Origin of the sequence: Micromonospora lacuserhaii, assembly GCF_036902735.1 — a bacterium.
Taxonomy (GTDB): Bacteria; Actinomycetota; Actinomycetes; order Mycobacteriales; family Micromonosporaceae; genus Micromonospora.
Genome location: NZ_JBAKHO010000035.1, coordinates 1 through 23,722 on the forward strand (window position 1 = coordinate 1; position 23,722 = coordinate 23,722).

The 23,722-nt window shown below is 69.5% G+C and carries 19 protein-coding genes and 1 pseudogene; 7 read left to right on the plus strand and 13 right to left on the minus strand.

All coding sequences use genetic code 11. The features are described 5' to 3' along the window. The coding region (locus V6U81_RS20270) for an SseB family protein (protein WP_334491430.1) at positions 1 to 1,092 on the plus strand (1,092 nt) is incomplete at its 5' end. Further along, the gene (locus V6U81_RS20275) at positions 1,089 to 1,454 is read left to right on the plus strand and encodes a hypothetical protein (RefSeq protein ID WP_334491480.1); all 366 of its coding nucleotides are present in this window, start codon (positions 1,089 to 1,091) and stop codon (positions 1,452 to 1,454) included. The genes V6U81_RS20270 and V6U81_RS20275, both read left to right, overlap by 4 nt. A gap of 4 nt (positions 1,455 to 1,458) precedes the next feature. Here the strand turns inward: V6U81_RS20275 and V6U81_RS20280 are convergent, their stop codons facing one another. The 6 genes from V6U81_RS20280 to acs all read right to left on the minus strand — a co-directional run bounded on the left by V6U81_RS20280 (position 1,459) and on the right by acs (position 13,602). Further along, positions 1,459 to 2,391: an alpha/beta fold hydrolase gene (locus tag V6U81_RS20280; protein ID WP_334491431.1), complete on the minus strand. Its 933-nt coding sequence runs from the start codon at positions 2,389 to 2,391 to the stop codon at positions 1,459 to 1,461. Positions 2,392 to 2,483: 92 nt separating this feature from the next. Next, entirely contained in the window at positions 2,484 to 2,882 is a 399-nt protein-coding gene (locus V6U81_RS20285) for a hypothetical protein (protein ID WP_334491432.1), read from the minus strand. Between the two features lie 185 nt (positions 2,883 to 3,067). Further along, positions 3,068 to 5,548, minus strand: a complete 2,481-nt coding sequence (locus tag V6U81_RS20290; RefSeq protein ID WP_334491481.1) for an immune inhibitor A domain-containing protein — start codon at positions 5,546 to 5,548, stop codon at positions 3,068 to 3,070. Positions 5,549 to 5,869: 321 nt separating this feature from the next. Further along, complete coding sequence (locus V6U81_RS20295; RefSeq protein WP_334491433.1) at positions 5,870 to 8,200, minus strand: immune inhibitor A domain-containing protein; 2,331 nt, start codon at positions 8,198 to 8,200, stop codon at positions 5,870 to 5,872. Between the two features lie 375 nt (positions 8,201 to 8,575). Beyond that, positions 8,576 to 11,368: an immune inhibitor A domain-containing protein gene (locus tag V6U81_RS20300; RefSeq protein ID WP_334491434.1), complete on the minus strand. Its 2,793-nt coding sequence runs from the start codon at positions 11,366 to 11,368 to the stop codon at positions 8,576 to 8,578. Positions 11,369 to 11,637: 269 nt separating this feature from the next. After that, positions 11,638 to 13,602 carry an acetate--CoA ligase gene (acs, locus tag V6U81_RS20305; RefSeq protein WP_334491435.1) on the minus strand — a complete coding sequence of 655 codons (1,965 nt, stop codon included), beginning with the start codon at positions 13,600 to 13,602 and terminating at the stop codon, positions 11,638 to 11,640. A 195-nt stretch (positions 13,603 to 13,797) separates the two neighbouring features. Here acs and V6U81_RS20310 point away from each other — a divergent pair, with 195 nt between their 5' ends. Next, entirely contained in the window at positions 13,798 to 14,544 is a 747-nt protein-coding gene (locus V6U81_RS20310) for a Fic family protein (RefSeq protein WP_334491436.1), read from the plus strand. Between the two features lie 15 nt (positions 14,545 to 14,559). Here V6U81_RS20310 and V6U81_RS20315 read toward each other — a convergent pair whose 3' ends face one another. From V6U81_RS20315 to V6U81_RS20340, 6 genes and pseudogenes are all read right to left on the minus strand, one after another. Continuing rightward, the gene (locus V6U81_RS20315; RefSeq protein WP_334491437.1) at positions 14,560 to 15,363 is read right to left on the minus strand and encodes an HAD family hydrolase; all 804 of its coding nucleotides are present in this window, start codon (positions 15,361 to 15,363) and stop codon (positions 14,560 to 14,562) included. Positions 15,364 to 15,717: 354 nt separating this feature from the next. Then, on the minus strand, positions 15,718 to 16,680 hold the full coding sequence (locus V6U81_RS20320; protein ID WP_334491438.1) for a tyrosine-type recombinase/integrase: 963 nt from the start codon (positions 16,678 to 16,680) through the stop codon (positions 15,718 to 15,720). Between the two features lie 292 nt (positions 16,681 to 16,972). Next, positions 16,973 to 17,758 carry a PhzF family phenazine biosynthesis protein gene (locus tag V6U81_RS20325; protein ID WP_334491439.1) on the minus strand — a complete coding sequence of 262 codons (786 nt, stop codon included), beginning with the start codon at positions 17,756 to 17,758 and terminating at the stop codon, positions 16,973 to 16,975. A 266-nt stretch (positions 17,759 to 18,024) separates the two neighbouring features. Continuing rightward, positions 18,025 to 18,528, minus strand: coding sequence for a DUF402 domain-containing protein (locus V6U81_RS20330; RefSeq protein WP_334491440.1), 504 nt, complete (start codon positions 18,526 to 18,528; stop codon positions 18,025 to 18,027). Between the two features lie 295 nt (positions 18,529 to 18,823). Then, the gene (locus V6U81_RS20335) at positions 18,824 to 19,339 is read right to left on the minus strand and encodes an SMI1/KNR4 family protein (protein WP_334491482.1); all 516 of its coding nucleotides are present in this window, start codon (positions 19,337 to 19,339) and stop codon (positions 18,824 to 18,826) included. Then, a pseudogene (locus V6U81_RS20340) lies at positions 19,331 to 19,474 on the minus strand (IS481 family transposase); the annotation flags it as partial. The gene V6U81_RS20335 and the pseudogene V6U81_RS20340, both read right to left, overlap by 9 nt. A gap of 261 nt (positions 19,475 to 19,735) precedes the next feature. Between V6U81_RS20340 and V6U81_RS20345 the strand changes: the two are divergent. Both V6U81_RS20345 and V6U81_RS20350 read left to right on the plus strand, forming a co-directional pair. After that, positions 19,736 to 20,368: a TMEM175 family protein gene (locus V6U81_RS20345; protein ID WP_334491441.1), complete on the plus strand. Its 633-nt coding sequence runs from the start codon at positions 19,736 to 19,738 to the stop codon at positions 20,366 to 20,368. A 72-nt stretch (positions 20,369 to 20,440) separates the two neighbouring features. Then, positions 20,441 to 20,722 carry a DUF2267 domain-containing protein gene (locus tag V6U81_RS20350; protein WP_334491442.1) on the plus strand — a complete coding sequence of 94 codons (282 nt, stop codon included), beginning with the start codon at positions 20,441 to 20,443 and terminating at the stop codon, positions 20,720 to 20,722. On the opposite strand, the gene V6U81_RS29200 is transcribed toward V6U81_RS20350, so the two are convergent. Further along, entirely contained in the window at positions 20,640 to 20,894 is a 255-nt protein-coding gene (locus V6U81_RS29200; protein ID WP_420884048.1) for a CHAT domain-containing protein, read from the minus strand. The genes V6U81_RS20350 and V6U81_RS29200 overlap by 83 nt on opposite strands. A gap of 68 nt (positions 20,895 to 20,962) precedes the next feature. Here V6U81_RS29200 and V6U81_RS20355 point away from each other — a divergent pair, with 68 nt between their 5' ends. After that, complete coding sequence (locus V6U81_RS20355) at positions 20,963 to 21,973, plus strand: mechanosensitive ion channel family protein (RefSeq protein ID WP_334491443.1); 1,011 nt, start codon at positions 20,963 to 20,965, stop codon at positions 21,971 to 21,973. Positions 21,974 to 22,483: 510 nt separating this feature from the next. After that, complete coding sequence (locus V6U81_RS20360) at positions 22,484 to 23,662, plus strand: low temperature requirement protein A (RefSeq protein ID WP_334491444.1); 1,179 nt, start codon at positions 22,484 to 22,486, stop codon at positions 23,660 to 23,662. Positions 23,663 to 23,722: the final 60 nt, after the last annotated feature.

Here is a 23,722-nt window from a genome sequence, read left to right on the forward strand (position 1 = left end):
GCCGCGCCGACCGCCGCGCAGGCCGCGCAGGCCGCCGCGCCGACCGCCGTCCAGGCCGCACCGACCGGGTCCGCCGGACCGGATGCGGCCGCCACGCCGGCCACCGGACCCGCCGTCGACGCGGTGGCGTTCCAGCCGGCCAACGAGGTCGAGGAGGACCTGCTGGACGCCGCGGGCAGCGGCAGCACGGACACCTTCCTCTCCACCCTGCTGCTGGCCCGGGTGCTGCTTCCGGTCTCGCCCGACTCGGCACCGGGCAGCCGCCCCGGTGAGCCCGGTTTCGTGTGGCGTACGGAGGAACTGGACGGTGAGCCGTACGTGGTGGTGCACACCTCGCCCGAGCGGCTGGCCGACCACGCCGGGGAGCCGGTGGAGACCGTCGAGGTCCGGTTCGTGCAGCTGATCCGGCGCTGGCCGGAGGAGGACTGGTCGTTCGCCGTCAACCCGGGCACCCCGGTCGGCGCGAAGCTGCCCGGTGAGCAGATCGTCAACCTGGCCAGCTGGGCCGCCGAGGTGGGGCTCGGCGACGACCCGGAGGTCGAGCCGGCGGCGCCCGCCGAGGAGCCCGCCGAACGCAGCCGGTACGCCCCGACGGCGACCGACCCGTCCCGTCCGGTGGTCATGCAGAAGGCGGTCGCGCCGAGCCAGCTCGCCTACTACCTGGAGCGCGGCTACGACCGGGTCTCCGGTTTCGTGCACCGGGCCGGCGAACTGGCCCACCTGACCACCCCGGCCCAGCTTCACGGCGCGCTCGGCCTCGGCTACCCGGATTCGCCCTTCGCCCGGGACGCGGAGCAGATCTACCTGCTCCGCTGGCCGGCGTACCGGCCCAGCCTCTACCGGATCCCGTACGGCGGTCAGAACGAGGCGGCCATGCGGGCGATGGAGGGCTGGGTCATCGAGCGCGCACCCTTCCGGGGCAACGGTTTCGCCCCGGGGGAGAGCAGCGACGTGGTGGCCGAGTTCAAGGTGGACAGCGCCCGGCTGCCGCACGGCGCGCAGCTCTGGCGGGTCGGCGCGGACGGCACCGAACGGGTCATCGCCATCTTCGACGCCGACGCGCTGCTCTGGCGACAGGTGGGTGAGTCCTGATGCGGGACGGTTACGTGGCCCGCTGGCGCGGCCGGGAGTACCAGGCCAGCCCGGACGTCGACGACGTGCGGATCTACCAGCCCGAGCCGGGTGACGGCTTCGAGGAGGTACGCCCCGGCCGGCACGTCCGGGTGGTGCCGGTCGGTGAGGTGGAGGAGCTGGCGTACGTCCGGACCACCTGCACGTGGCAGGGGCAGCCGTTCATCGTCCTCGGCGAGCACGAGGGGTGGCTGCGGGTCGAGTACACCGGCGGACGCTGGCCGGTGGCCCGTTCGATGGGCCTTGAGGTCTTCGACTTCGGCGTCTACCAGGGCTGGGCGCCCGCCGCCGAGGTCGTGGACCTGCGCGAGCAGCGGGTCTGACGGCTCAGGACTTCGTCCAGCGCAGGATCTCGCCGAGCACCAGGTCCCGGGCCTCCAGGTGCGGGAAGTGCCCCACCCCGTCCAGCAGCCGCCACTCGTACGGGGCGAGGACGTACCGGCCGGAGCCCTGGGCGGTACGGGGCAGCGCGGCGACGTCGTCCGCGCCGTGCAGTTGCAGGGTCGGGGTGACCAGGGGCTTCTGCATCAGGCGGACGAACCGGTAACCGTGCAGCCGCACCGCCGACCGGAACGCCCACCGGTAGCCCTCCAGGGCGCAGAAGGCGGCCTGCGGGATGCACATCGCCTCGCGGCAGCGCTCCGCGTACGCGGCGAACTCCGGCCCCTGCACCCAGGCCGTCCCGCCCCAGCTGCGCAGCATCTCCGCCACGGCGGCGGCGTCGTTGCGGGTGAGCAGGTGCTCGTAGCGGGGCAGCTGGAACCGCAGCGCCGGCATGGCGGCGGCGAACTGCCCGCGGGGGTCGGCGAAGATGGCCGCGCGCAGCCGTAGCGGGTGTGGCGCGCCGAGCACCACCAGCCGCCGGACCATGGTGGGGTGGAAGGAGGCGGCGGTCCAGCCGATCATGCCGCCGGCGCCCGCGCCGACCACGGTGGCGGACCGTTCGCCGAGGGCCCGGATCAGGCCGGCCACGTCGGCGGCGAGGGTGTAGCCGTCGTACCCCCGGGGTGGCTTGTCGCTGGCGCCGTAGCCGCGCAGGTCGACGGCGACCGCCCGGAAGCCGGCGTCGGCGACGGCGGGGAGCATCTCGTGCCACGCCCACCAGTGCTCGGGGAAGCCGTGCAGGAAGAGCACCATCGGTCCGGTTCCCGCCTCGACCACGTGGAAGCGGCTGCCGTTCGCGCCGACGAAACGGTGCGTCCACGGCCCCTCGGTCAGGACGCAGGACTCGTCGACGGGTCCGCCACGCTGCTCGGTCATGGGGCACAGCCTAGGACCCGAGGTCACCGGCACGGCCCGCCCCGCCCGTAGCGGGCGAACGACACGGTACGAGCCGGAGACGTTACCGACCGTCAACCGGTGACGATCCGCATCGGGACACCGGGCCCGCAGTCGACCGACGGGGTGCGCGGCGCGACCCGCAGGGTGATGAAGGCGCCCTGCTTCAGCTCGCCGGCGTCGGGGCCGTAGAGGGCGTACTCCCGCTCGTTCTCGTCCACCAGCGTGTAGCAGGGGCCGGTGCCGCCCCGGGTGATCCGGCCGGCGATCAGGTCGGTCGGCCGGTTGTCGGTCGGCTCCTTGGGCGGCCCGGCCGGTCGCGGCAGCGTGGGCAGGGCGGTGGCGGAGAGCGGCGTGGGCCGGCCCGCCGGCGCGACCGGGGTGCCGGACGCCGCCTCGGCCGGCAGGGTGGGCGGCGGCGACGCGGGCGTGGCCGAGGCGGGTGGGGTGGGCGGGGTCCGGTCGTCGGACACGGGGCCTCCGTTCCCGGCGCAGCCGGCGAGGGGGACGAGCAGCGCCAGCGCGATCAGGGCGAGCGGTCCGGCGGTACGAGGAGTCACCCCGGTCGGACGTACCCGGGGCCGCCGGGGTTCCCCGGAAAGGGCGATGCCCGGGCGGTGACCCGCCCGGGCATCGTGTGGTGCTGGTGGTACCTCGATCAGGAGATGCGGATCTTCATCGAGGTGCCGTTCTGCTGGAGAACCCGGATCTGGACCCCGTTGTTCGGGACCTTGACACCGTGGTTCGGCAGCTCCGCGTACCAGTACTGCTTGCTGTCGTCGAACAGCGGGGCAGCGGCCTGGCCACGGATGTACTGCGGCTGGCTGTTCACGTGGAGGGTGAACGAGTCGGCCTTGTTCAGGCTGAACGGCGCGTCGTAGATCTGCACCCGGGCCCGCCAGGCGTTGCCGGTCAGGTTGTACAGCGGCTTCGGGCGGGAGTCGATGTTCAGGTTCCGACCCTCACCCGGGTGACCGCCCGGGTTGTTGACCGCGTCGTACGGCATGGTGTTGTTGTCCGCCCACCGGAGGTTCCAGTAAGTGATCAGCAGACCCTGCTGGTAGGCGTAGTGGTCCACGTAGTCCGGCCGGGTGTTGGCGTAGCCGAAGAAGTACGGACCGGTCTTCAGGTACTGGTCGAACGAGACGTACGACCGGTTGCCCGCGATGTAGTAGTTGTCGAAGAGCCGGGTGTAGGTCTCCTCGACGATGCTGAAGCCGTTGAGGGCCCAGCCGTTGGCACCGGCCTCGGCGCCGTCCGAGAGGACGGTCTGCCCGTCGGCGGTCACGGTGATGGCGTCACCGAAGAAGCCGCCGGAGGAGACGCCGCCGTCGGTGATGTAGTGGTAGCGGAACTGCACGACCTTGCCCGCCGCCACGTCCATCGGCACGGTCAGGTCGACCCAGTCCGGCGTCCCGTCACCGGTGGTGTCGGAGTCACCGTCGAGGGCGTTGCGACCGTTGCCATCGGTCTTCGGCGTGCCGTTGACGCTGAACGGCAGGGCCGCCCAGTTCTGTCCACCGTCGAGCGACGCCTCGAAGTACATGTAGTCGTAGTCGGTCTCGATGTTGTAGCGAGCCTTCATCGACAGCGAGGCGGAGGACTTCCCGGTGAAGTCGAACGTCCGGGTCATCGTGGTGTTCAGGTCGTCGTCGTTGCCGGAGAAGTACTGCTTGGTTCCCTCGGCCGGCTTGCCGTTGTCGAAGCTGTAGCTGCGCTGCGGCAGCACGACCACCGCGGCCTGGGCCTTGGCGGAGTTGTACTCCTCCGGGCCGAGGTCGATCGTCTGGGCGTCCTGCTTGGCCGGGACGACGGTCTCGTAGTCCAGCCAGCCGAGCTGCAGCTTGTTCCAGGCACCGAGGTCGGCGCCACGCTCGCCGATGCCGGCGTCGTTCTTGGCGCTGACCCGGCTCTGGGCCATCAGGGTCCAGTGCTCCTGGCTGTTGTCGCCGCTGGCACCGGTGTTGTAGTCGTCCGGCAGACCCAGGTCGTGACCGTACTCGTGGTAGAAGACGCTCCGGCCGCCGTTCTCGGGCTGCACGGTGTAGTCACCGATCCACACGCCGGTGGTGCCGATCTGGGTGCCGCCGAGCCGCGCCTGCTCCGGACCGGTCTGACCCTGGTCCGTGGCGTACGCGTACCAGCGGTGGCTCCAGATGGCGTCCTCACCCTGGTACGGGTCACCGTCGGCCTGGTCGCCGCCGGAGTGGACGATCTGGAAGTGGTCGATGTAGCCGTCCGACTCGTTGAAGTTGCCGTCGCCGTCGACGTCGTAGCGGTCCCACTGGTCGAAGGACTTGACGTCGGCCGCGATCTCGGCGTCGGACCTGCCGGCCGCCTTCTGGTCGGCGACCCACTGGTTGGCCGCGTCCCGGACCAGCGCCCAGGTGTTCTGGCAGGTGGTCTGGGCGCAGACAGCCGGGTCGTCGCCGTTGGCGTCGTTCGGGTTGTCGTTGGACCGGCCGTACCGGGCCTCGTTGTACTTGACCTTGACCCAGTCCGTGACCTCGCCGTCCACCGTGTACCGGCCGGACGACTGGGCCTCGTAGTACTGCTTGAGCGACTCGTCGCCCTGCCCGGTGCCGAAGTACAGCTTGCGGTAGTGGTCCGCGCTGTAGTCCGGCTGCCAGACGGTGGAGTTGTCGACCGCCCGGTTGGGCGCGTCGATCTGGTTGTGCAGCGGACCGTCGAACCTGGTCGGCCCTGCGGTGGCCGGGTCGATGTCCTTGTCCGGGTAGGACGGGTGCCGCTCGTTGCCGAACTCGGCCAGGATCACGAAGATCCGGTCCGAGCGCTCACGCTCCAGCTCGACGTACTGGTCGGTACGGGCGGCGCCGGCGTTGGTCGCCGTCGCCGTCCGGGTGTTCTCGCCGGCAGCGTTGGTCGCGGTCTTACCGACCTTGACGACCGTGCTTCCGTTGATCCTCTGCGCCTTGGCCTTGCCGGAAAGGACCTCGCTGAGACCTTCCTGGCGCAGCGCCCGCCGCTTCTCCTCGAGCGGGTTGGGCAGATCGTGGTCGACCTGGGCAGGCTCGGTGACCGACGGGGCGGCCGCCGGCAGCTTCGGCGTCGGCGCGGCGCTGGCGGACGTGCCCGCCACCAGCCCCGTTGCCGTCAGCGAAAGCCCGAGCAGACCCACTGCGACTTTGCGCACGTGGTACCTCCGGTGTGAGGGAACCGGCCCTACGGGGGTACGGGCCGGTGAGACGTCCCACTAGTGAGACTCATGGTGAAGATAGACATTGGTGGGACGGGTGGGAAGACTGTCGCGTCGATTTGTTGCAAGAAGTTGTTGGGAATGCTTTTCACCGTCACACCTCGGGATGTCATCGACGCCGGTGACCTGCGCGAATCTGCGACACGCGGAATCGCAGTGACGAGTTTCGATCGGATTGCGGCACCACGCAAACAGGAGGGGCCGGTGGCGTCTCCGCCAACGGCCCCTCTGTTAACTGTCAGGTCAGTTGCTGACCTTCACCACCATGTCGTCGGTGGGGTTGGTGCCCTGCTGAAGGATCTCGATCTTGGTGCCGGTGCCGGCCACCTTCACCGAGTTCCACGGGTTGCTGCTGTTCCAGTACTTGTTCGCCCCGCTGTCGGTGAAGAGCGGGTTCGGGTCGAGCGCCGGAACGGTGACCGCCACGCCGTTCTTGTGGAAGGTCTGCGCCGGCTTGGCGTACAGGCTGAACGTCGCGTCGTACCCGTTGCGGCGGTTGCTGATGGTGCCCTCGCCGCCGACCTTGATCTGGCCCGGCCGGACGTCGACCGGCAGGTTCAGGCCGTAGCCCGGGTGCGCCGACGTGTTGTTGTCGCCGTACGCGTAGTTCACGTACCAGACCAGCAGGCCGGGCTGGTTCGAGAACCGCTCCACGAAGTCCGGCCGGGTGTTGCCCCAGCCGAAGTTGTACCCACCGGTCCGCAGGGTGTCGTCGTAGCCGACGTAGGTCCGGTTCTCCGCGATGTAGAAGCGGGGGTACGTGTCGGTGACCGAGCCACCCATCCGGGTGAAGCCCTTGGCGGTCCACTCGGCGGCGAGGGTCTCCGCGTCGTCGGTCCACGCGACGGTGCCGTTCTTGGTCAGCGAGATGTTGTCCAGGAACGCGCCGGCGAAGTGCACGCCGCCGTCGGTGGCGTAGCGGTAACGGAACAGCACGGTCTGACCGGCGTACGCCGACAGGTCGTAGGTCGAGTCGACCCACGCGCCGTTGCTGGAGCCGTCGATGCCGCTGTCACCGGAGTCGACCAGGTTGTTCTTCAGGTCGGCCCAGGTGGTGCCACCGTTGGTCGACACCTCCGCGTAGAGGTAGTCGTAGTCCTCTTCGATGTCGTACTGCAGCTTGGACGTGATCGACGCGGTGGTCGCGCCGGTCAGGTCCAGGGTGCGGGCCAGCGTGGTGTTCAGGTCGTCCGCGCTGCCGCCCCACCACTCGTACGCCCCGCCGAACGGCGTGTTGTAGCTCGTGGTCTGCGTCTGGCTCGGCAGGTTGACGACGACCGCCTGGGCCTTCGGCCCGTCGCTGTCGCCGGCCGGGCCGAGCGTCACCTGGGTGCTGCCCTTGCCGTAGTCGACCGTCGAGTGGTTCAGCCAGCCGAGGAAGAGCTTCGACCACGGGTCCATGTAACCCGGGGTCGAACCGATGTCGTCGGTGCCGTGGCTCAGCCACGAACCCGAGGACATCAGGCTCCAGAACCCGACGCCGTTGTCGCCACCCGCGGTGTCGTACAGGTCCGGCAGACCGAGGTCGTGGCCGTACTCGTGGGCGAAGACGCCCAGGCCACCGTTCTCCGGCTCCGTGGTGTAGTCACGGATCCACAGCCCGGTGTTACCGATCTGCACACCACCCGCGAGGTTGCCGGACGGGCCGGCCCTGCCCTCGAGGTTGGTGAACGCGGCCCAGCGGTGCGACCAGATGGCGTCCTCGCCCTGGGCGCCGCCGCCGGCCTCTTCGCCCTCACCGGCGTGCACCGCCTGGAAGTGGTCGATGTAGCCGTCGGCCTCGTTGAAGTCGCCGTCACCGTCGAAGTCGTACCGGTCCCAGACGTCGAACTGGGTCAGGTAGGACTTGATCTGCTCCTGCGTCTTGCCGGCCGCAACCTGGGCGTTGTACCAGGACGTGGCGCTGTCCCGGACAAAGTTCCAGTAGCCCTCGGCCTCCGAGATGTTGTCGTTCGGGTTGGCCGGGTCGTCGTTGTGACCGTAACGGGCCTCGTTGTAAGGCACCGTGACCCAGTCGCTGACGTCGCCGTTGACGGTGTACCGGCCACCGGACTGCTTGAGGTAGAAGTCCTTGAACGACTCGCCCTCACCGTAGAACATGTCCATGTAGTGGTCGCGACTGAAGTCGGACCGCCACAGGGTGCTGTTGTTGTCGGTGGCGCTGCCGTCCCAGTTGCGGTCCGGTTCGGGGATCTGGTTGACCACCGGACCGGCAGCTCCACCCGCCCGAGGGTCGGTCTTGTCGCCGAAGTTGACCAGCATCGTGAAGATGGGGTCGGTCTTCGGGGCCTGCTGGTACTCGACGAACAGGTCGTCCTTGACCTGGATGACCTTCGAGCCGTTGCGCGTCTGAAGCTTGGCCTTGCCCTGAAGCAGGTCGGCGATGGCCTGCTTCTTGAGTTCCCGCTGCTGATCCGACTTCGGATCCGGGAGGTTGTCCTTGCCGTGCTTCGCCTTGTCGGCGCCAGTGGTGGGCTCCGCCGCCGGGGCAGCGGAAGCCGGTGCCGTAACGACGCCGGCCGCCAGCAGCGCGGCCGCGGCCGAAGCCAGGCCCGCCGTGACTCGTCTCCTCAAAGGTCCTCCTCCTTTGTGGAACCTGTTACATGACGCGACCGACCGCAGTCGGAAGTGTCATGTGATGCGTCACTCACGATGACAGAGGATTTGACAGTTGTCACGAGTCAAATACGTGAGGTGCCGGCCATCATTAGCGGGCAAAACGGGACCAAAGGGTGCGCCGAAACGTGATCCGTTCACATTACGTTTCGGCCACGATCACTTAGCGTGATGGTGGTTATGGAGTCCCCATAGGGGAGCGCAGTAGCTCGCAAAAATGTCACACGTCTTGGTCGAGAGATGCTCGGGCGCGTAAGAGGGCGGGGCCCGGCTGCGAGCAGTGTGCTCACAGCCGGGCCCCGCCGTGTGTCCCGAGGGACAAATCCGTACGGATCAGTTCGTAGCCGGCGTCACGTGCACCGTGGCGTACGAGTTGTCCTTCGCGGCCTTCAGGATGGTGATCGTGACGCCGTAGCTCACGCCCAGGTCACCCGGGTTGCCGGAACCCAGCACGATCGCGCCGCCGCCCAGGGTCCCCCCGTAGTACGCCGACGCCGGCGTGCCGTCCGGGTTGACCACGCGGGTCGTGTACTTCGCGTTGCCCCGCGACGGGATGACTACCGAGGCGTCGTTGTCCCGGGCGTACGCCCCGCCGTTGCGGATCTCGATGCCCGGGTACCAGCCCTTTGCGTCGCTGAACGACGACACCGGGGCCTGCGCCCCGAAGCTGGTGCAGTACTCGCTGTAGAACTCGTCCGCCGCCTCCAGGCACTCGGTGAACGGGTATGTCGAACCCAGCGAGAAGGCCGCGTTGGCCGACTGCGGGCGGCTGGGCAGGTTGTCCAGCACCGACGGGTCCTTCACGGCCGCCTCGCCCTGCCGGCGGTACGGGTCGAAGTGCGAGTCCACGATCAGCAGGCCGCCCTTGGCGCCGTAGCTCGGCAGCGCGGTCATCTGCGCGGTCACGTGGTTCACGTCGCCCAGCACCGTGTCCCGGTACCAGACCAGCATGCCCGGGGCGTTGTAGGCGATCCGGTCGACCTTCCACGCCTCGTGCGAGTAGATGGTGTCGTAGGCGTACTTCAGGCCCTTGTCGAAGCCGTCGAAGTTGCGCCACTCGGCCAGGTAGTAGTGCGCCTTGGTCTGAGTGCCGACGTCGACGCGCCAGCCCGGCCCGGTGGTGTCGGTGAAGGTGCCGCCGGTCTGGGTCCAGCCGTTGGCGCCGCCCTCGACGTCGTCGCTCCAGGTGGTGGTGCCGCCACCGGTGACGGAGAAGTCGTCGGCGAACCAGCCCCGCTCGACGAAGGCCTCGTCGGTGGCCTGCCGCAGCCGCAGCTGCACCGTCTGCCCCGCGTACGCCGACAGGTCGACGTAGTCGTGGCGCCAGCCGTGGCTGTCACCGGTCAGGCCGTACTTCTTGCCGCCGAAGTCGACCATCCGGCCGTTCGGGTCGGCGTAGCCGTCGGGGGTGGTGACCACCTTGCCGGTGGCGTCGTAGACCTTCTGCTCCGACCAGGTGGCTCCACCGTCGGTGGAGACCTCGACGAAGCCGTAGTCCCAGTCCGCCTCGATGACGTAGTTGTTCCACATCCAGAACTTCGCGTCGGCCGCCGCCGGCACGCTCACCTGGCGGGTGAGCTTGATGTCCGCCCAGTCCTGGTCGGCGCCGGTGTACCACATGTTGGCGCCGCTGTGCGGCTGCGCCAGGGTGATCACCTTGTTCGGCAGGTTGATCTTGATGCCGTCCTTGGTGCCGACCGGCGTCCGGGAGGTCTGGCCGAGCTGCACGTCCTTCGCGTCCGAGCCGGGCGTGAAGTTCAGCGGGTCGGCCCAGCCGAGCACCCACTTGTCCCAGAGACCCATGTGGCTCGGCAGCGCCTGGAAGATCTCGCCGTTGTGCGAGCCCGAGGCCATCAGGTCCCAGAAGTCGACGTCCGAGTCGGCGTTGCCCGAGGTGTCGTAGAGGTCGGGCAGGCCGAGGTCGTGACCGAACTCGTGGGCGAAGACGCCGACCCCGGCGTCCTCCGGCTGCACGATGTAGTTCGACAGCTTGATGTTCGTGCCCGGGATGGTGTACCCGCCCGCCACCGACGAGGAGTGCGCCCAGACGGCGTACACGCCCTGGTCACCGCCGCCGCGGGACTTGCCCTGGCCGGCGTGCACCAGCACCAGGTGGTCGATCACGCCGTCCGGCTCGAAGACGTTGCCGTCACCGTCCCGGTCGCCCTGGTCCTCGATGTCGTAGTCGGCCCACGGGAAGCTCGGGTCCTGCGCCGCCAGCGCGTCGACCGCGTCGGTGGCGAGCCGGCCGGCGCCCTGGGGGTTGTCCGGGTGGCCGTTCATCGCCTGCTGCCGACCGGCGACCCAGTTACCGTTCTCGTCCTGGAAGCAGCGGGAGGCCGCGTACCAACCCTCCGAGTGCGGCACGGTGATCCACGGGCTGGCCTGCCCGTCCACCGTGTACGCGCCCTTGGACATCTCCAGGTACATGTTGTGCATGGTGCGCCCGGCGATGTCGATGCCCGGCTTGCCGTCCGGCCCGGTCAGGTCCTTGCGGACCCGCTCGGTGATGCCCTCCTTGGTGTAGAGCATCTTGTCGAAGTGCTCGGACGAGAAGTCCGGCACCCACATCGAGTTGTTGTCCTCGCGCGCCAGGGTGCCCGGGTCCGGGATGCCGTTGTGCTTCGGCCCGTTCTGCACGGTGCCGAGGACGCAGCTCCGGTCCTCGAAGACCGTCTTGGGGACCATCACGTCGGTGAAGTCGTCGTTCGCCTGGTCGTTGAACTCGACCAGCAGGGTGAGCAGCTTGGCGGTCTGGGTGCCCTTGGCCTGCTTGATCTGACGCGGGTTCTGCCCGGTCTTGATCGCCTTGGCCTCGAGCTTGGCCAGCTGCCCCGCGGTCACCGGGTTGCCCCCGGCGAACTTGCGGTCGTACGTCCGTGCCTCGTCCGCCGCCGAGGTGTAGATCCCGTCGGCGCCCTTGACCTCCTTGCCGCCGGTGTCCGGCTGGACCTCGGGCTCGGCGTAGTTGATGTAGAACTCGCCCGCCCCGATCGTGGCCCCGGCCGGGCCGGCGGACTGGGCGGCCGCGCTGCCGGTCACGGTCAGTGACGTGGCGGCGAGGGCGATGGCGGGCAGCGCGACGAGTAGGCGTCGGCGCGACCCGGATTGCGGAAATGTGTTCATGCCGCTCCGTTTCTCGGGCATGGGGGAGGAGGAGCCGGGCGGCGCACATCATCGATGTGATGTCCATCGAACCGTCCCGACCTGCGTGAAACTAAATGAGAAAGGAGATGAACAACAGGGTTCGGCGTGCCCTGTGTCCGTTCAGCTTCTCCGATCTCCCCGATCGACCGATGTGACGCGGGCCGCGCGATCCGAGGCGTACCCGTCAGAAAACGACGGTGGGTGACGGTCCGCCCGGACCGTCACCCACCTCGGGGGTACGCCTGCCGTCAGTCCTCGTCGGACTTGCCGCCACCCATCCCGGAGGAGATCAGCTCCATCACCGAGGAGTCCTGGAGCGTGGTCACGTCGCCCAGCGAGCGGTTCTCCGCCACGTCCCGCAGCAGCCGGCGCATGATCTTGCCGGAGCGGGTCTTTGGCAGCTCCGGCACCAGCATGATCTGCCGGGGCTTGGCGATCGGGCCGAGCGTCTTCGCGACGTGGTTGCGCAGCTCGGCGATGAGCTTCTCGCCGGCCTCGCCCGAGACGTCGGCGGTGCCACGCGGGATGGCGAACGCGACGATCGCCTGACCGGTCGTCGGGTCGGTCGCGCCCACGACCGCCGCCTCGGCCACCGACGGGTGGCTGACCAGCGCGGACTCCACCTCCGTGGTGGAGATGTTGTGCCCGGACACCAGCATCACGTCGTCCACCCGACCGAGCAGCCAGATGTGCCCGTCGTCGTCCTTCTTCGCGCCGTCGCCGGCGAAGTACATGCCCTCGAACCGCGACCAGTACGTCTCGATGAACCGGTTGTCGTCGCCCCAGATGGTGCGCAGCATCGACGGCCACGGCTCGCGCAGCACCAGGTAGCCACCGCCGCCGTTCGGCACCGACTGCCCCTGGTCGTCCACCACGTCCGCGCTGATGCCCGGCAGCGGGGTCATCGCCGAGCCGGGCTTGGCCTCGGTGACGCCGGGCAGCGGCGAGATCATGATCGCGCCGGTCTCGGTCTGCCACCAGGTGTCCACGATCGGCAGCTCACCCCGGCCGACGTGCTGCCTGTACCACATCCACGCCTCCGGGTTGATCGGCTCGCCCACGCTGCCCAGCAGGCGCAGCGAGCTCAGGTCGTACCCGGCGGGGATGTCGTCGCCCCACTTCATCATGGTCCGGATCAGCGTCGGCGCGGTGTAGAGGATGCTGACCTGGTACTTGTCGACGAGCTCCCAGAACCGGCCCTTGTGCGGGGTGTCCGGGGTGCCCTCGTACATCACCTGGGTGGCGCCGTTGGCGAGCGGGCCGTACACGATGTAGGAGTGCCCGGTGACCCAGCCGATGTCGGCGGTGCACCAGTAGACGTCCTGCTCCGGCTTCAGGTCGAACACCGCGTGCGCCGTCCAGGCCACCTGGGTGAGGTAGCCACCGGTGGTGTGCAGGATGCCCTTGGGCCGGGCGGTGGTGCCGCTGGTGTAGAGGATGAAGAGCGGGTGCTCGGCGTCGAAGGGCTGCGCGGTGTGCTCGACCGGCGCGGTCTCCACCGTCTCGTGCCACCAGTGGTCCTTCGCCGACCAGGCGACGTCCTCGCCGGTGCGGCGGACCACCAGCACGTGCTCGATCGTCGGACAGTTGGCCACCGCCTCGTCCACCGTCGGCTTCAACGCCGACGGCTTGCCCCGCCGGTAGCCACCGTCGGCGGTGATCACCACCTTGGCGGAGGCGTCCTGGATCCGGTTGGTCAGCGCGTCGGCGGAGAACCCGCCGAAGACCACGCTGTGGGTGGCCCCCACCCGGGCGCAGGCCAGCATCGCGACCGCCGCCTCCGGGATCATCGGCATATAGATCGCCACCCGGTCGCCGGCGGTGACCCCCAGGTCGGTCAGCGCGTTCGCCGCCTGGCAGGTCAGCCGGTGCAGGTCGGCGTAGGTGAGGGTGCGGGTGTCGCCCGGCTCGCCCTCCCAGTGGATCGCCACCTTGTCGCCCCGGCCGGCCTCCACGTGCCGGTCCAGGCAGTTGTACGCCACGTTGAGCTGGCCACCGACGAACCACTTCGCGAACGGCGGGTTCGACCAGTCGAGCACCTCGTCCCACTGCTTCGCCCAGGCCAGTCGCCCCGCCTGCTTCTCCCAGAAGGCGAGCCGGTCCGCGGCGGCCTCCGCGTACGCGTCGGCGGTGACGTTGGCCTCCGCGGCGAGTGCGGCCGGCGGCGGGAACTGGCGCGTCTCGTTCAGCAGGTTGGCCAATGCCTCGCTCATGCGGTTACTCCTTCTCCGGGGTGACCTGCGTCTCCTACCCGGCTGAGGTTAGTCGGGGGGCTCGACGCCCGCGACAGCTCGGTGCCCGGTCACGCGCTCAGCGGACGCCCCGGCGCGCTCGACGGCCGGGTGGTCCGGGTCGCCTTGCGGGCGGGTGGCACCCGACCCGACCGGCCGGGTCGCTAGCGTGGCGGGGTGACCACCGACCCACTCGCCCCGCTGCTGGCGCTCGCCGACATCGCCCCCGCCGTCGAGCGAGCCCGCGAGCACGTCGACCAGGCGATGCGGCACCGCGCGCTGCGCCGGCACGGCGGCCAGGTCGCGGCCGAGGCCAGCCTCCGGTCCGCGGTCGCCAGCGCCGCCCTCGAGGGGTACGACCACGAGCGCGAGGCGGTCCGTGCCGGCACCGTGACCGAGCCGGTGCTCCAGGGCGCGCTCCGGGTCGCCGGCGCGCTACCCGGCCTCACCGAGCTGTGGCCGAAGGCCCCCCGGCAGGCGCTGGCGAAGCTGCACGTCCTCGCCGCCCGGGACGTGGTGGCCGAGTCCGAGCTGGGCCGCCCCGTCCCCGACCCGGTGGTCGGCGCGCGGCTGGACGGGCTGGCCGGGCTGGTCGCCGGCGGAACGAAGGTCTCTCCGCTGGTCCTGGCCGCTGTCGTGCACGGCGAACTGCTGAACCTGCGGCCGTTCGCCGGGCCGTCCGGCGTGGTGGCCCGGGCCGCCGCCCGGCTGGTGCTGATGTCCCGTGGCCTCGACCCGCGCGGCCTGGTCGCCGTCGACGTCGGCCACCGCGAGCGGGAGCCGGAGTACGTCGGCGCGGCCGGCGCCTTCGCCACCGGCACCCCGGACGGGCTGCGCTCCTGGCTGCGGCACTACATGGCGGCCGTCGAGGTGGGCGCTGACCAGCTCACCGTCATCGGCGACGAGATCCTCGCCGCCGCCTGATCGGTCTCCGTGAGGTCAGGCGACGGGGGCCACCCGGCCGCGGCGGTGCCGGCCGTACCAGGCGATGCCGATGGCGACCCCGACCCCGACGCCGAGCGCCGCCGCGGCGACCGGGACGGCGGGCCGCTCCCGCAGCCGCCGGCCCAGCGGGATCGGGTGCCGGAACTCCAGCACCGGCCAGGCGTTCTCCACCGCGAGCTTGCGCAGCGCCCGGTCGGGGTTGACCACGCTGGGATGCCCGACGCACTCCAGCAGCGGCCGGTCGCTGTACGAGTCGGAGTAGGCGTACGAGTCCGCCAGGTCGTAGCCACGGGCGGTGGCCAGCTCGCTGACCGCCTCGACCTTGCTCGGGCCGGCCGCGTAGAACTCCACCTCACCGCTGTAGCGCCCGTCCTCGACCGCCATCCGGGTGGCGATCACGTCGGTGACGCCCAGCAGCTCGCCGATCGGGCGGACCATCTCGTCGCCGGACGCGGAGACCAGCACGACGTCCCGGCCGGCGGCCTGGTGCTCCTCGATCAGGACGGCCGCCTCGGCGTACACGTAGGGGTTGATCAGCTCGTGCAGCGTCTCCGCGACGATCTGGCGGACCTGTTCCACCTGCCAGCCCTTGCAGAGCGTGGCGAGGTAGTCCCTGGTCCTGGCCATGGTCTGCTCGTCGGTGCCGCCCAGCCGGAACATCAGCTGCGCGTACGCCGACTTGACCACGTCCCGCCGGGTGATCAGCCCATCCCGGTAGAACGGCCGACCGAACGCCAGGGCGCTCGACTTGGCGATGACGGTCTTGTCCAGATCGAAGAAAGCGGCACTTCGGCCCACGGCGCGAAAGTCTAGCCCGATGGTCTATCGTCGGCGGGTGCCCGGGGTCAGCAACCCTCTCGACCTGCGGGCCCCCTCCCCAGCACCACTGCGCAACGTGACGGCTGTCACACTCTGCGACCATAATTTCGCCGTGAGTGGGGCTAACACCACTCGACGTGAACACTCTGCTCGGGCATGCTTGTCCTCACCACGAGTATTCGCGACACGGATATGTGGCAGACCCTCGGCGGTTGCACCCCCCGCGGCCGCTGAGTGGGTTCGGCTCAACCCCCCCGGAGCCGAACCTCCCGACGACCCCCGTCTCCCCCCGACGGGGGTCGTCCCTATTCCAGGCAAGCGCTCCGGAGCAGGTCACAGGGTGTCTCCCTCGTCGTCCAGGACGCTTTCTGGCGGCGTTTCATCGGCCGGAGGCAGCAGAAAGGCAGCAGAGCCCTCGAAGTCGGCCAGGACGCGGGCCGCGTAGTCGTCCGGGGTGTACGTGTACCGGTTGAGCGTCGTGGACGCCTGCTCGTGGCCCATGACCCGCTGCACCAGGTTGATCGGGACGCCGTCGGTGACCAGCCAGGTGGCGTAGGCGTGCCGCAGATCGTGGAACCGCATCCCGCCGACGGCCTTCGCCGCCACGCAGGCGATGGCCTCGCGCTCGGTGGTGAACTCCGCCGACCATTCCATGCCCTCCCGGTCCGGCCAGACCGCGCGGTACCGGTGCGGGCCGGTGGTGACGACCTGGCCGAGCAGCCCGGCGCGAACGAGTGAGGGCAGCCAGACCCGCCGGCGGAAGTTGGACCGGCGCAGCGGGCGCCCCACCCGGTCGCGGAAGACCAGCGTGCGCGGATCCGGGTCGTCGGCAGCGGCGTGCAGTCCGCGGAGCTCGGTCAGGAGGAAGCCGGGCAGCGGCACGGTTCGGACCCCAGCGCGACTCTTGGGGTACGGGCGGAGCACGATCCCGCCATGGGTTTCCTCGGCCACCTGGACCACGCGCAGCGATGCCCGGTCGAGGTTGACCGAGGCCCACGTCAGCCCGGCGCACTCACCCCAGCGAAGCCCGGCACCGGCGGCGGCGGAGACGATCCCCCGGTGGCGAGGTGGAACGGCGGGCAGGAGCCGGCCCAAGAAGTCGTCCCGGGTGATCGTGACCGGCTTGACGTCGCGGGACCGATCACGCGGCAGCCTCACCCCTTCGGCGGGGTTGGTGGCGATGAGCCGCGCCTGCACCGCCGTCTTGAGGATCATCGACAGCAGTTGGTAGCACTTGGCCGCGGTAGCGGGGGCGAGATCCCGACCGAGGCCCGTCACCCACTCCTGCACCGACATGAAGTCGACTTTCCCGAGCGGCCAGATGTCCCGCCGGGCCATGCGACCCCACGACCCGTTCCACCAGCGCCCCGTACGTCCACGGCAACAATGTAGTCGAACGTACGTTCGATCCGGCCGACTGCCGGCGATGTCGTACTCCGCTTGATGCGTTACACGGTGACTTCAGTTGATGGGTTACACGGGCCTTGAGCATGCCGGATACGGACCGTGACGCCGACTGTCCACGACGGCTGGTGTGCCAGGCATCCGCTTCTGCCGATGAGCGGGCGACCGCACCGCGCGGGGGCCTTCAGAGCTCGATGTGGCCCTCGAGGTAGAACGCGCACGAGCCGTGCAGCTGCACCCGGTCGCCGACGAGCCGGCAGGCCAGCTCACCGCCGCGCCGCGACGCCTGATACGCGAAGAAGGTGTCCTTGCCCGTCCGTGCCGCCCAGAACGGCACCAGCGCACAGTGCGCTCCGCCGGTCACCGGATCCTCGGGGATGCCCTTGGCCGGTGCGAAGTACCGGCTGACGAAGTCGTGCGTGCCGTCACCGGCGGCGGTCACCACGACCCCGGTCCGGTCCAGCCGGGCGATCGCGGCGAGGTCGGGTTCGAGCAACCGGACGTCGTCGGCCCCGGGCAGCAGGGCGAGGTAGTTGTTCCCGTCGATCGCTGTCTCCACCGGTGTGACGCCGAGCGCGGCCGACAACGCCGGCGGCAGCGGCACGGCGCGCACCGTGCGAGCCGGCAGGTCCATCCGATATCCGGCGCCCTCGCAATCGACCGTCAGCGGCCCGCTGGCGGTGTCGAACGTGACGCTGTCGCGGCCGGGCTCCAGACGCTCGACGACAACGGCGCCCGCCGCCAGGGTCGCGTGCCCGCACAGCGGCACCTCCACCGTCGGCGTGAACCAGCGCAGCCGGTACCGGCCCTCGGACAGCACGACGAACGCCGTCTCGGCGAGGTTGTTCTCCGCGGCCACGGCCTGCAGCAGAGCGTCATCGAGAAACCGGTCCAGCACCACCACGGCGGCCGGGTTGCCGGCGAAGCGGCGAGTGGTGAAGGCGTCGAGCTGGAAGATCGGGACCCGCATGGCCCACAGCGTAGGGAGCGCGACATCCGCAGGACGACACCGGTCGCCGTCCGCTCACTGCGCAGACTCTTCCTGTCGGCGGTCTCGTCGGGCACCGTGTCTGTGCCGGCGATCTCGGGTCGTCGGCGCACCTGCTCTCCACCGGGCCACCGTGCAACGGCAGTCGGGCGGTCAGCCGGCGTAGCGGGGCTCGCTGAGCCGGCGGCGGAATTCCGCGTGAGCGGTCTGGAAGACGTCGTTGAGCCGCTCGTGGGTGACGCGTCGGGCTAGACGATCAAGTTCAGCCAGCTCTGGTAGTGGCTTCCAAATGGTTCGGTGCCGTCAGTCAGGCTGAGGGTCAGGTGGCGTGCTGTGTCTGTTGCCTCGGCGACCATCTGAATGGGGTAGCCGTAGGCCGTGGTGTTCGCGGCGAACTCCTCCTCGTCGAGGAGTTCGGTTCGTCGGTCGGCGCGAGTCCGCAGGACGTCCAGATCGAGGTCGACCATGGCGACCTCACCGGCATGTGACCAGCGCGGTGGGGTCGTGACGTCGCAGTAGACGTCCCACGGGCTGGGTTCGGCGAAGAAGATGGCGATCCACCAGAGGCCGGGCGGGATGAGCCGGACGGTCGCGTGCTTGGTGGTGTAGTCGTGTCCTGCAGTACCCGAGTGCACGGTCGTGCCGGCGCGGGCACCAAGCCAGATGCCGTACTGGTCCTCGCCGAGGCGTTGCATTGTGATGCGTCGGTGCAGGCTGCCGCTGTACTTTCGGAACACCACGTCGACATCCATGGAGATCAGGCTAGCTGGAGTGTCACCGAGGTCCTGATACCGATCTGCCACGCAGGTCCCGAGACCCGACAACCGGCTGCCGGCCATGTCCGACTCCACTTGATTCGTTACACATCGAACTCACTTGAAGGGTGACAGTCGCCCGCCCCTCCCGAGGCTCTGATTTCACACTGCGTGCCTGGCGTCGGGCCTACTGTTTGAGCCGAGCAGCAGGTGACCTTCGTCGGTCAGGACGCCCGGTCATTTTGCGAAGCAGCGCCGCTTGTCGCCGTAGGCAGCGGCGGCCACGTTCCGGTTAGGAGTTGGGAGGCCGCCACCGGCCGATCCGCAGGTCGTCAATGCGGTCGTTGCGGAGCAGGTCGGTATCGACGGTGTCCAGCAGGTCAGCGACGTCTACCCATAGCTGTGTCACGGACTCCCATCGCGGTGTGGTGCCGCGGTGCTCCCGGGAGAACTCCACCGGGCACCCGTGTAGCGGACCCTCACGCAGGTCCATGAACAGGCCACCTCCCATACCGTCACCAGCGATGGGCAGCCATCGAGGTAGCCAGTACCACTCGGGTAGGAGGGTGCCCGCTGGCTGGCTGTTCTGGGCGGCCACGAACCGTTCCATCTCCTCGCGCATCCCCGGTGGGTACAGCTTTTGCTGGACCTCCAGATGCATCCGCCAATCCCTTATCGCAGCCGACGCCGGATACGGGTCCGAGAAGTCAGGAATGAGATGACCGCCAGGTCGGCCGGCGATGTGCCGGACTCCGTTGGACAGCCCCCACCACGTTCGAAGGTCGGCCGGGAGCTCGGCATAGCGCACCGCCCACCGTTTCGCGGTCGTCCAGGACACGTCATAGCGTTCTGCGGCACGGCCGACCGGCCACCCCTGGTCCACGATCAAACGCGCCAGTCGAAGACGTGCACGAGGAGTCAGAGCAGCGTTAGCGTGGGACACGAAGGCCTCCTGGTTGGCGGAGCGGTTCCTAGACAGCTCCACTCCACAACCGGAGGCCTTCGTCATCCAGCAGATTCATGCCGTGTCGTCACACGACCTCAACCAACCTCCCTGGGCAGTACACCTAGTTCATGATCTGCGCTATTGATTCGCCTTTGGGGCGGCGGTGCCCGGCTGTTTCCCGCGGGCGCCCCTGGGTAGGCACGCTCGGTGAGCGGGCCAGAGACGGACCTTGGCACCCGGTCGGACACCAGCCGTGCCGTGGCGTTCAGCGACGCCATCTTCGCCATCATCATCACGCTGCTGGTCCTGGACCTCCGGGTGCCGAACGTCCCTCCCGGCCGCCTCCTGTCCGGACTGCTCAGCCAGTGGCCGGCGTACGTCGCGTATATCGCGTCCTACTCGTACGTGGCCGTCGTCTGGCTCAACCACAAGGCGGCGTTCAACCGCATCCAGCAGGTCGATCGCGGCCTGCACTGGATGAACCTGTTCGTGCTGTTCACCACGGCGCTGCTGCCGTTTCCGACCATCGTCGTGTCGCACGCGCTGCAGGAGCACGACAACGCGGACCAGCGTGCGGCCATCGCCTTCTACGCGCTGATCGGCGCGTTGCTGTGCGCGACTTGGCTGGCGTTCTACCACTACCTGGCCCGGAACCCCGACCTGCTGAAGGAACAGGTCAAGGACGGGTTCTTCCGCGTCGAGCGGTTCCGGGCCCTCGCCGGGGTCGTTCTGTACGTCCTGGCGGGGGTGGTCGGCTACCTGGTGGCGCCGCTGGTCGGCCTTGCCATCTTCCTCCTCCTGCCCGTCTTCTACGCCGTCACCAGCGCCGGCCTGTACCAGTTTCGGGTGACCCGCCGGATCACCCACCGCCCTCCGCCACCCCGCGGCTGAGGGCGGACGAACCGCCGTTTCACCCCGACGGGCGCGGGTACCCGCCGCATCCGGTTCGGGAGGGGATCCGAGGTGAACTACACCGAGTTCATCCAGTCCGTGGCAGCGCGACCGAAGGTTCCGCCGGGGCAGGCGGAACCGATCACCCGCGCCACGCTCGACGTTGGCAGAAGGATCACTGGTGGCCAGGCGAGGGACCTCCCCGGTCAACTGCCAGAACTCCTGCGGCAACTGGTCGACAAGGTCCCCGTACCCCTTCGCGCTGGCCGACTCACGAAGGGTATCCAGCACGGCCTGTGCTCCGTCGGTGGCCACCTCGCGGCACGGCCAAGAGCAGCTGATAGCGCTGCATGAGCGGCGCCCCCGGCAGGTCGGCGACCGGCCATAGGGTGCCGATCACGCACCCTGCGCCGGCTCGCAGGAGACCTGCGGGCAGGCCGACCGTCTCGCTCGGCAGCCGCCGGACGTCGGTCACGGCCGTCTGGCATTCTCGATATCCGCCGCTTGCCACCGGATCGGATGGCACCCTGAACGCGGGGGGTGCGGTCGCGAGCCCGGGAGAGGCGGCATCGGGATCACGGTGAACGGCTTCTGATGCGTACCGCGTTGATCGTGTTGGCCGCGCTGGTGGCGGCCGTGGTCGTGGACCTGGTCTCCGGCGTGCTGATCCGCCGGGGTGCCCGTGGCCGCTACAAGTGGCTGCTGGAGCCGCTGCGGCACGCCTGCCGCCGCCCGGCGGCCGCGGTCCTGCTGGTCGGGGCGCTGTACTACGCGCTGCCGCCCGGACCGGCCGAGTGGCAGCGTTATCTGCGGCACGTCATCCTGCTGGTCCTGATCGCCGCCAGTGCGTGGCTGGTGATCAAGGCATTGAGCGTTGTCGAAGCGGCCGCGTTCAGCCGGCTGCCGAGCGATCTGGTCACCAGCCGGCGGGTCCGGCGGGCCCGGACCCAGATCCGCCCGGTGCGGCGGCTCACCGTCGCCGTTGTCACGGTCCTCGCAGTCGGCCTGATCCTGATCACCTTCCGGCCGGTACGCCTCTTCGGCATCTCCATTCTGACCTCGGCCGGGGTGGTCGGCGCGGTGATCGGCCTTTCCGCCCGAACCGCGCTCGGCAACGCGTTCGCCGGCATCCAGGTCGCCTTCGCCGACGGGCTGCACGTCGGCGACGTGCTGGTGGTGGACGGCGAATGGGGCCGGGTCGAGGAGGTGAAGCTGACCAACGTGGTGATCCGGCTCTGGGACGACCGGGTACTCATCCTGCCGACCACGTACTTCATCGAGCGGCCGTTCCAGAACTGGACCCGGAACGAGTCGCGGGTGGTCGGCAAGATCCAGATCCATGTCGACCACACCGCCGACCTGGACGACCTGCGCCGGGAGGCACGCCGGCTGGTCGAGTCCTCGCCGCTGTGGGATCGAGACCAGTGGGTGCTCCAGATGGTCGACGCCACCCCGCAGACCGTGGTCATCCAGGTGCAGGCCTCGGCCGCGGACGGCGCCAGCGCCTGGGACCTGCGCTGCGACCTACGCGAGGGACTGATCCGCTACATGCGCGACCAGCACCCCCAGTGGCTGCCCCGCACCCGCAACCAGTACCAGCCCTGACCGGCGGGTCCGGCGTGGCCGCCCGGGCGCCGGTGCCCGGCGGTGTCGACCCGGCCGCTTGGCGGGTCGGCTGACCCCATGAACGCACTGATCTCGGCGGAAGCGGATGCCTGGCACACCAGCCGTCGTGGACAGTCGGCGTCACGGTCCGTATCCGGCATGCTCAAGGCCCGTGTGACCCGTCAACTGAAGTCACCGCGTAACGCATCAAGCGGAGTACGACAGCCGGCTGCCGGCGATGTCGTGTTTCAGGACCTGCATGACAGATCGGTATCAGGACCTGGGTGACACTCCGCCGTGTAGCACCGGCCGGAGGCCTGGGCCAAGGTCGACGACCTGATCCGCGCGGGCGGCGACGGATGGAAGGAACTCGCCCACCTCTATCGCCGCCCGGCGGGTAAACGGAGTTGCTCGAACCCGGGCCACCGCAGCGCATCCGCATCTGACGGCGCTGCCGTGTGGTACGAACGACCGAAAAGATAGACAGAAACGGAAGAAACGGGCGAGCAGGTGACGAGTAGGGCAGCCGGGCTGCTACGGCGACCCGAGGAACCACGAGCGACGTACCTTGAACTGTTCTTCGACCTGGTGTTCGTCTTCGCGCTCGCACGGCTCTCGCAGGGGCTGCTGGAGCATCTGAGCTGGAGCGACGCCTTCCAGACGCTGGTGTTGCTGCTCGCCCTGTGGACGGTTTGGGCCCAGACGGCGGGGCTCACGGACAGGTTGGACCCGCAGGAGCCGCTGGTACAGCTGCTGGTGATCGCGACCATGTTCGGCACCCTGCTGATGGCCGCCGCAGCGCCGGAGGCGTTCGGCGAGCATGGTCTGGTCTTCGCAGGCTTGTACGTCGCCACCCAGATCGGTCGCAGCGCCGCCGTGGTGCTTCTGCTGCGGGGCCACGAGGCGCGGGGCGCCTTCGTGCGGCCACTCTTCTGGTCCGGCGTGTCCGCGGTGCCGTGGATCGCGGGTGCTGTCGCGCACGACACGGCGCGTGGGGCGCTGTGGGCGCTAGCGGTGGCCATGGAGTACGGGGGAATCGCATTCGGCTTTCCCACACCGCGGCTGGGTCGCGCGACGCGTGCAGCCGAGTTCGCAATCTCCGCCCCACATCTGGCCGAGCGCTACCGGCAGCTCTTCATCATCGCGCTCGGCGAGCTCATCCTGGTCACCGGTTTCACCTTCAGCCGCGGCAGGTTCGAGCCAGACCGGATAGCCGCGGTCGTGGTCGCGTTCACCACCACGGCGCTGCTGTGGCGGATCTACATCCACCGCGCCGGGGGGCTGCTGGCAGAGGCCATCGCAGCCGCCCCCGACCCATTCCGCGCGGTCATCCCGGCGAATTACGCCCACCTGCTCATGGTCGCCGGCATCGTCGCCATCGCCGTCGGCGACGAACTTGTCATCGAGCACCCGCTCGGACACACACCACCGGCCTGGATCACCGTCATCCTCGGCGGACCCGCGCTGTTCCTCGCCGGACGGGGCTTGTTCGAGTACACGGTGTTCGGCCGGGTCTCCCGCTCCCGGCCGATCGGGGTCCTCGTACTCGCCGCCATATTGCCGGCGGCGTTCTTCCTGCCGCCGCTGCTGGTCGCCATGGCACCTGCCCTCGTCCTGGCCGGAATCGCCATATCCGACGCAGCCCGTGCCCGAGGACGCCCACCCGAGCCGCCCTCACCACCTGGCTAGCCGGGATGTGTCACCCACGTCCAGAGACTGTTCTGTCACGGACGTCCTGAGACCCGACAC

Excerpts from the sequence above, each read along its gene's own strand:
- V6U81_RS20280 (WP_334491431.1), bottom strand. The coding sequence starts at position 2,391 with ATGACCGAGCAGCGTGGCGGACCCGTCGACGAGTCCTGCGTCCTGACC.
- V6U81_RS20300 (WP_334491434.1), bottom strand. The coding sequence starts at position 11,368 with ATGAACACATTTCCGCAATCCGGGTCGCGCCGACGCCTACTCGTCGCG.
- acs (WP_334491435.1), bottom strand. The coding sequence starts at position 13,602 with ATGAGCGAGGCATTGGCCAACCTGCTGAACGAGACGCGCCAGTTCCCG.
- V6U81_RS20320 (WP_334491438.1), bottom strand. The coding sequence starts at position 16,680 with ATGTCGGTGCAGGAGTGGGTGACGGGCCTCGGTCGGGATCTCGCCCCC.
- V6U81_RS20325 (WP_334491439.1), bottom strand. The coding sequence starts at position 17,758 with ATGCGGGTCCCGATCTTCCAGCTCGACGCCTTCACCACTCGCCGCTTC.
- V6U81_RS20330 (WP_334491440.1), bottom strand. The coding sequence starts at position 18,528 with ATGGATGTCGACGTGGTGTTCCGAAAGTACAGCGGCAGCCTGCACCGA.
- V6U81_RS20355 (WP_334491443.1), top strand. The coding sequence starts at position 20,963 with ATGCGTACCGCGTTGATCGTGTTGGCCGCGCTGGTGGCGGCCGTGGTC.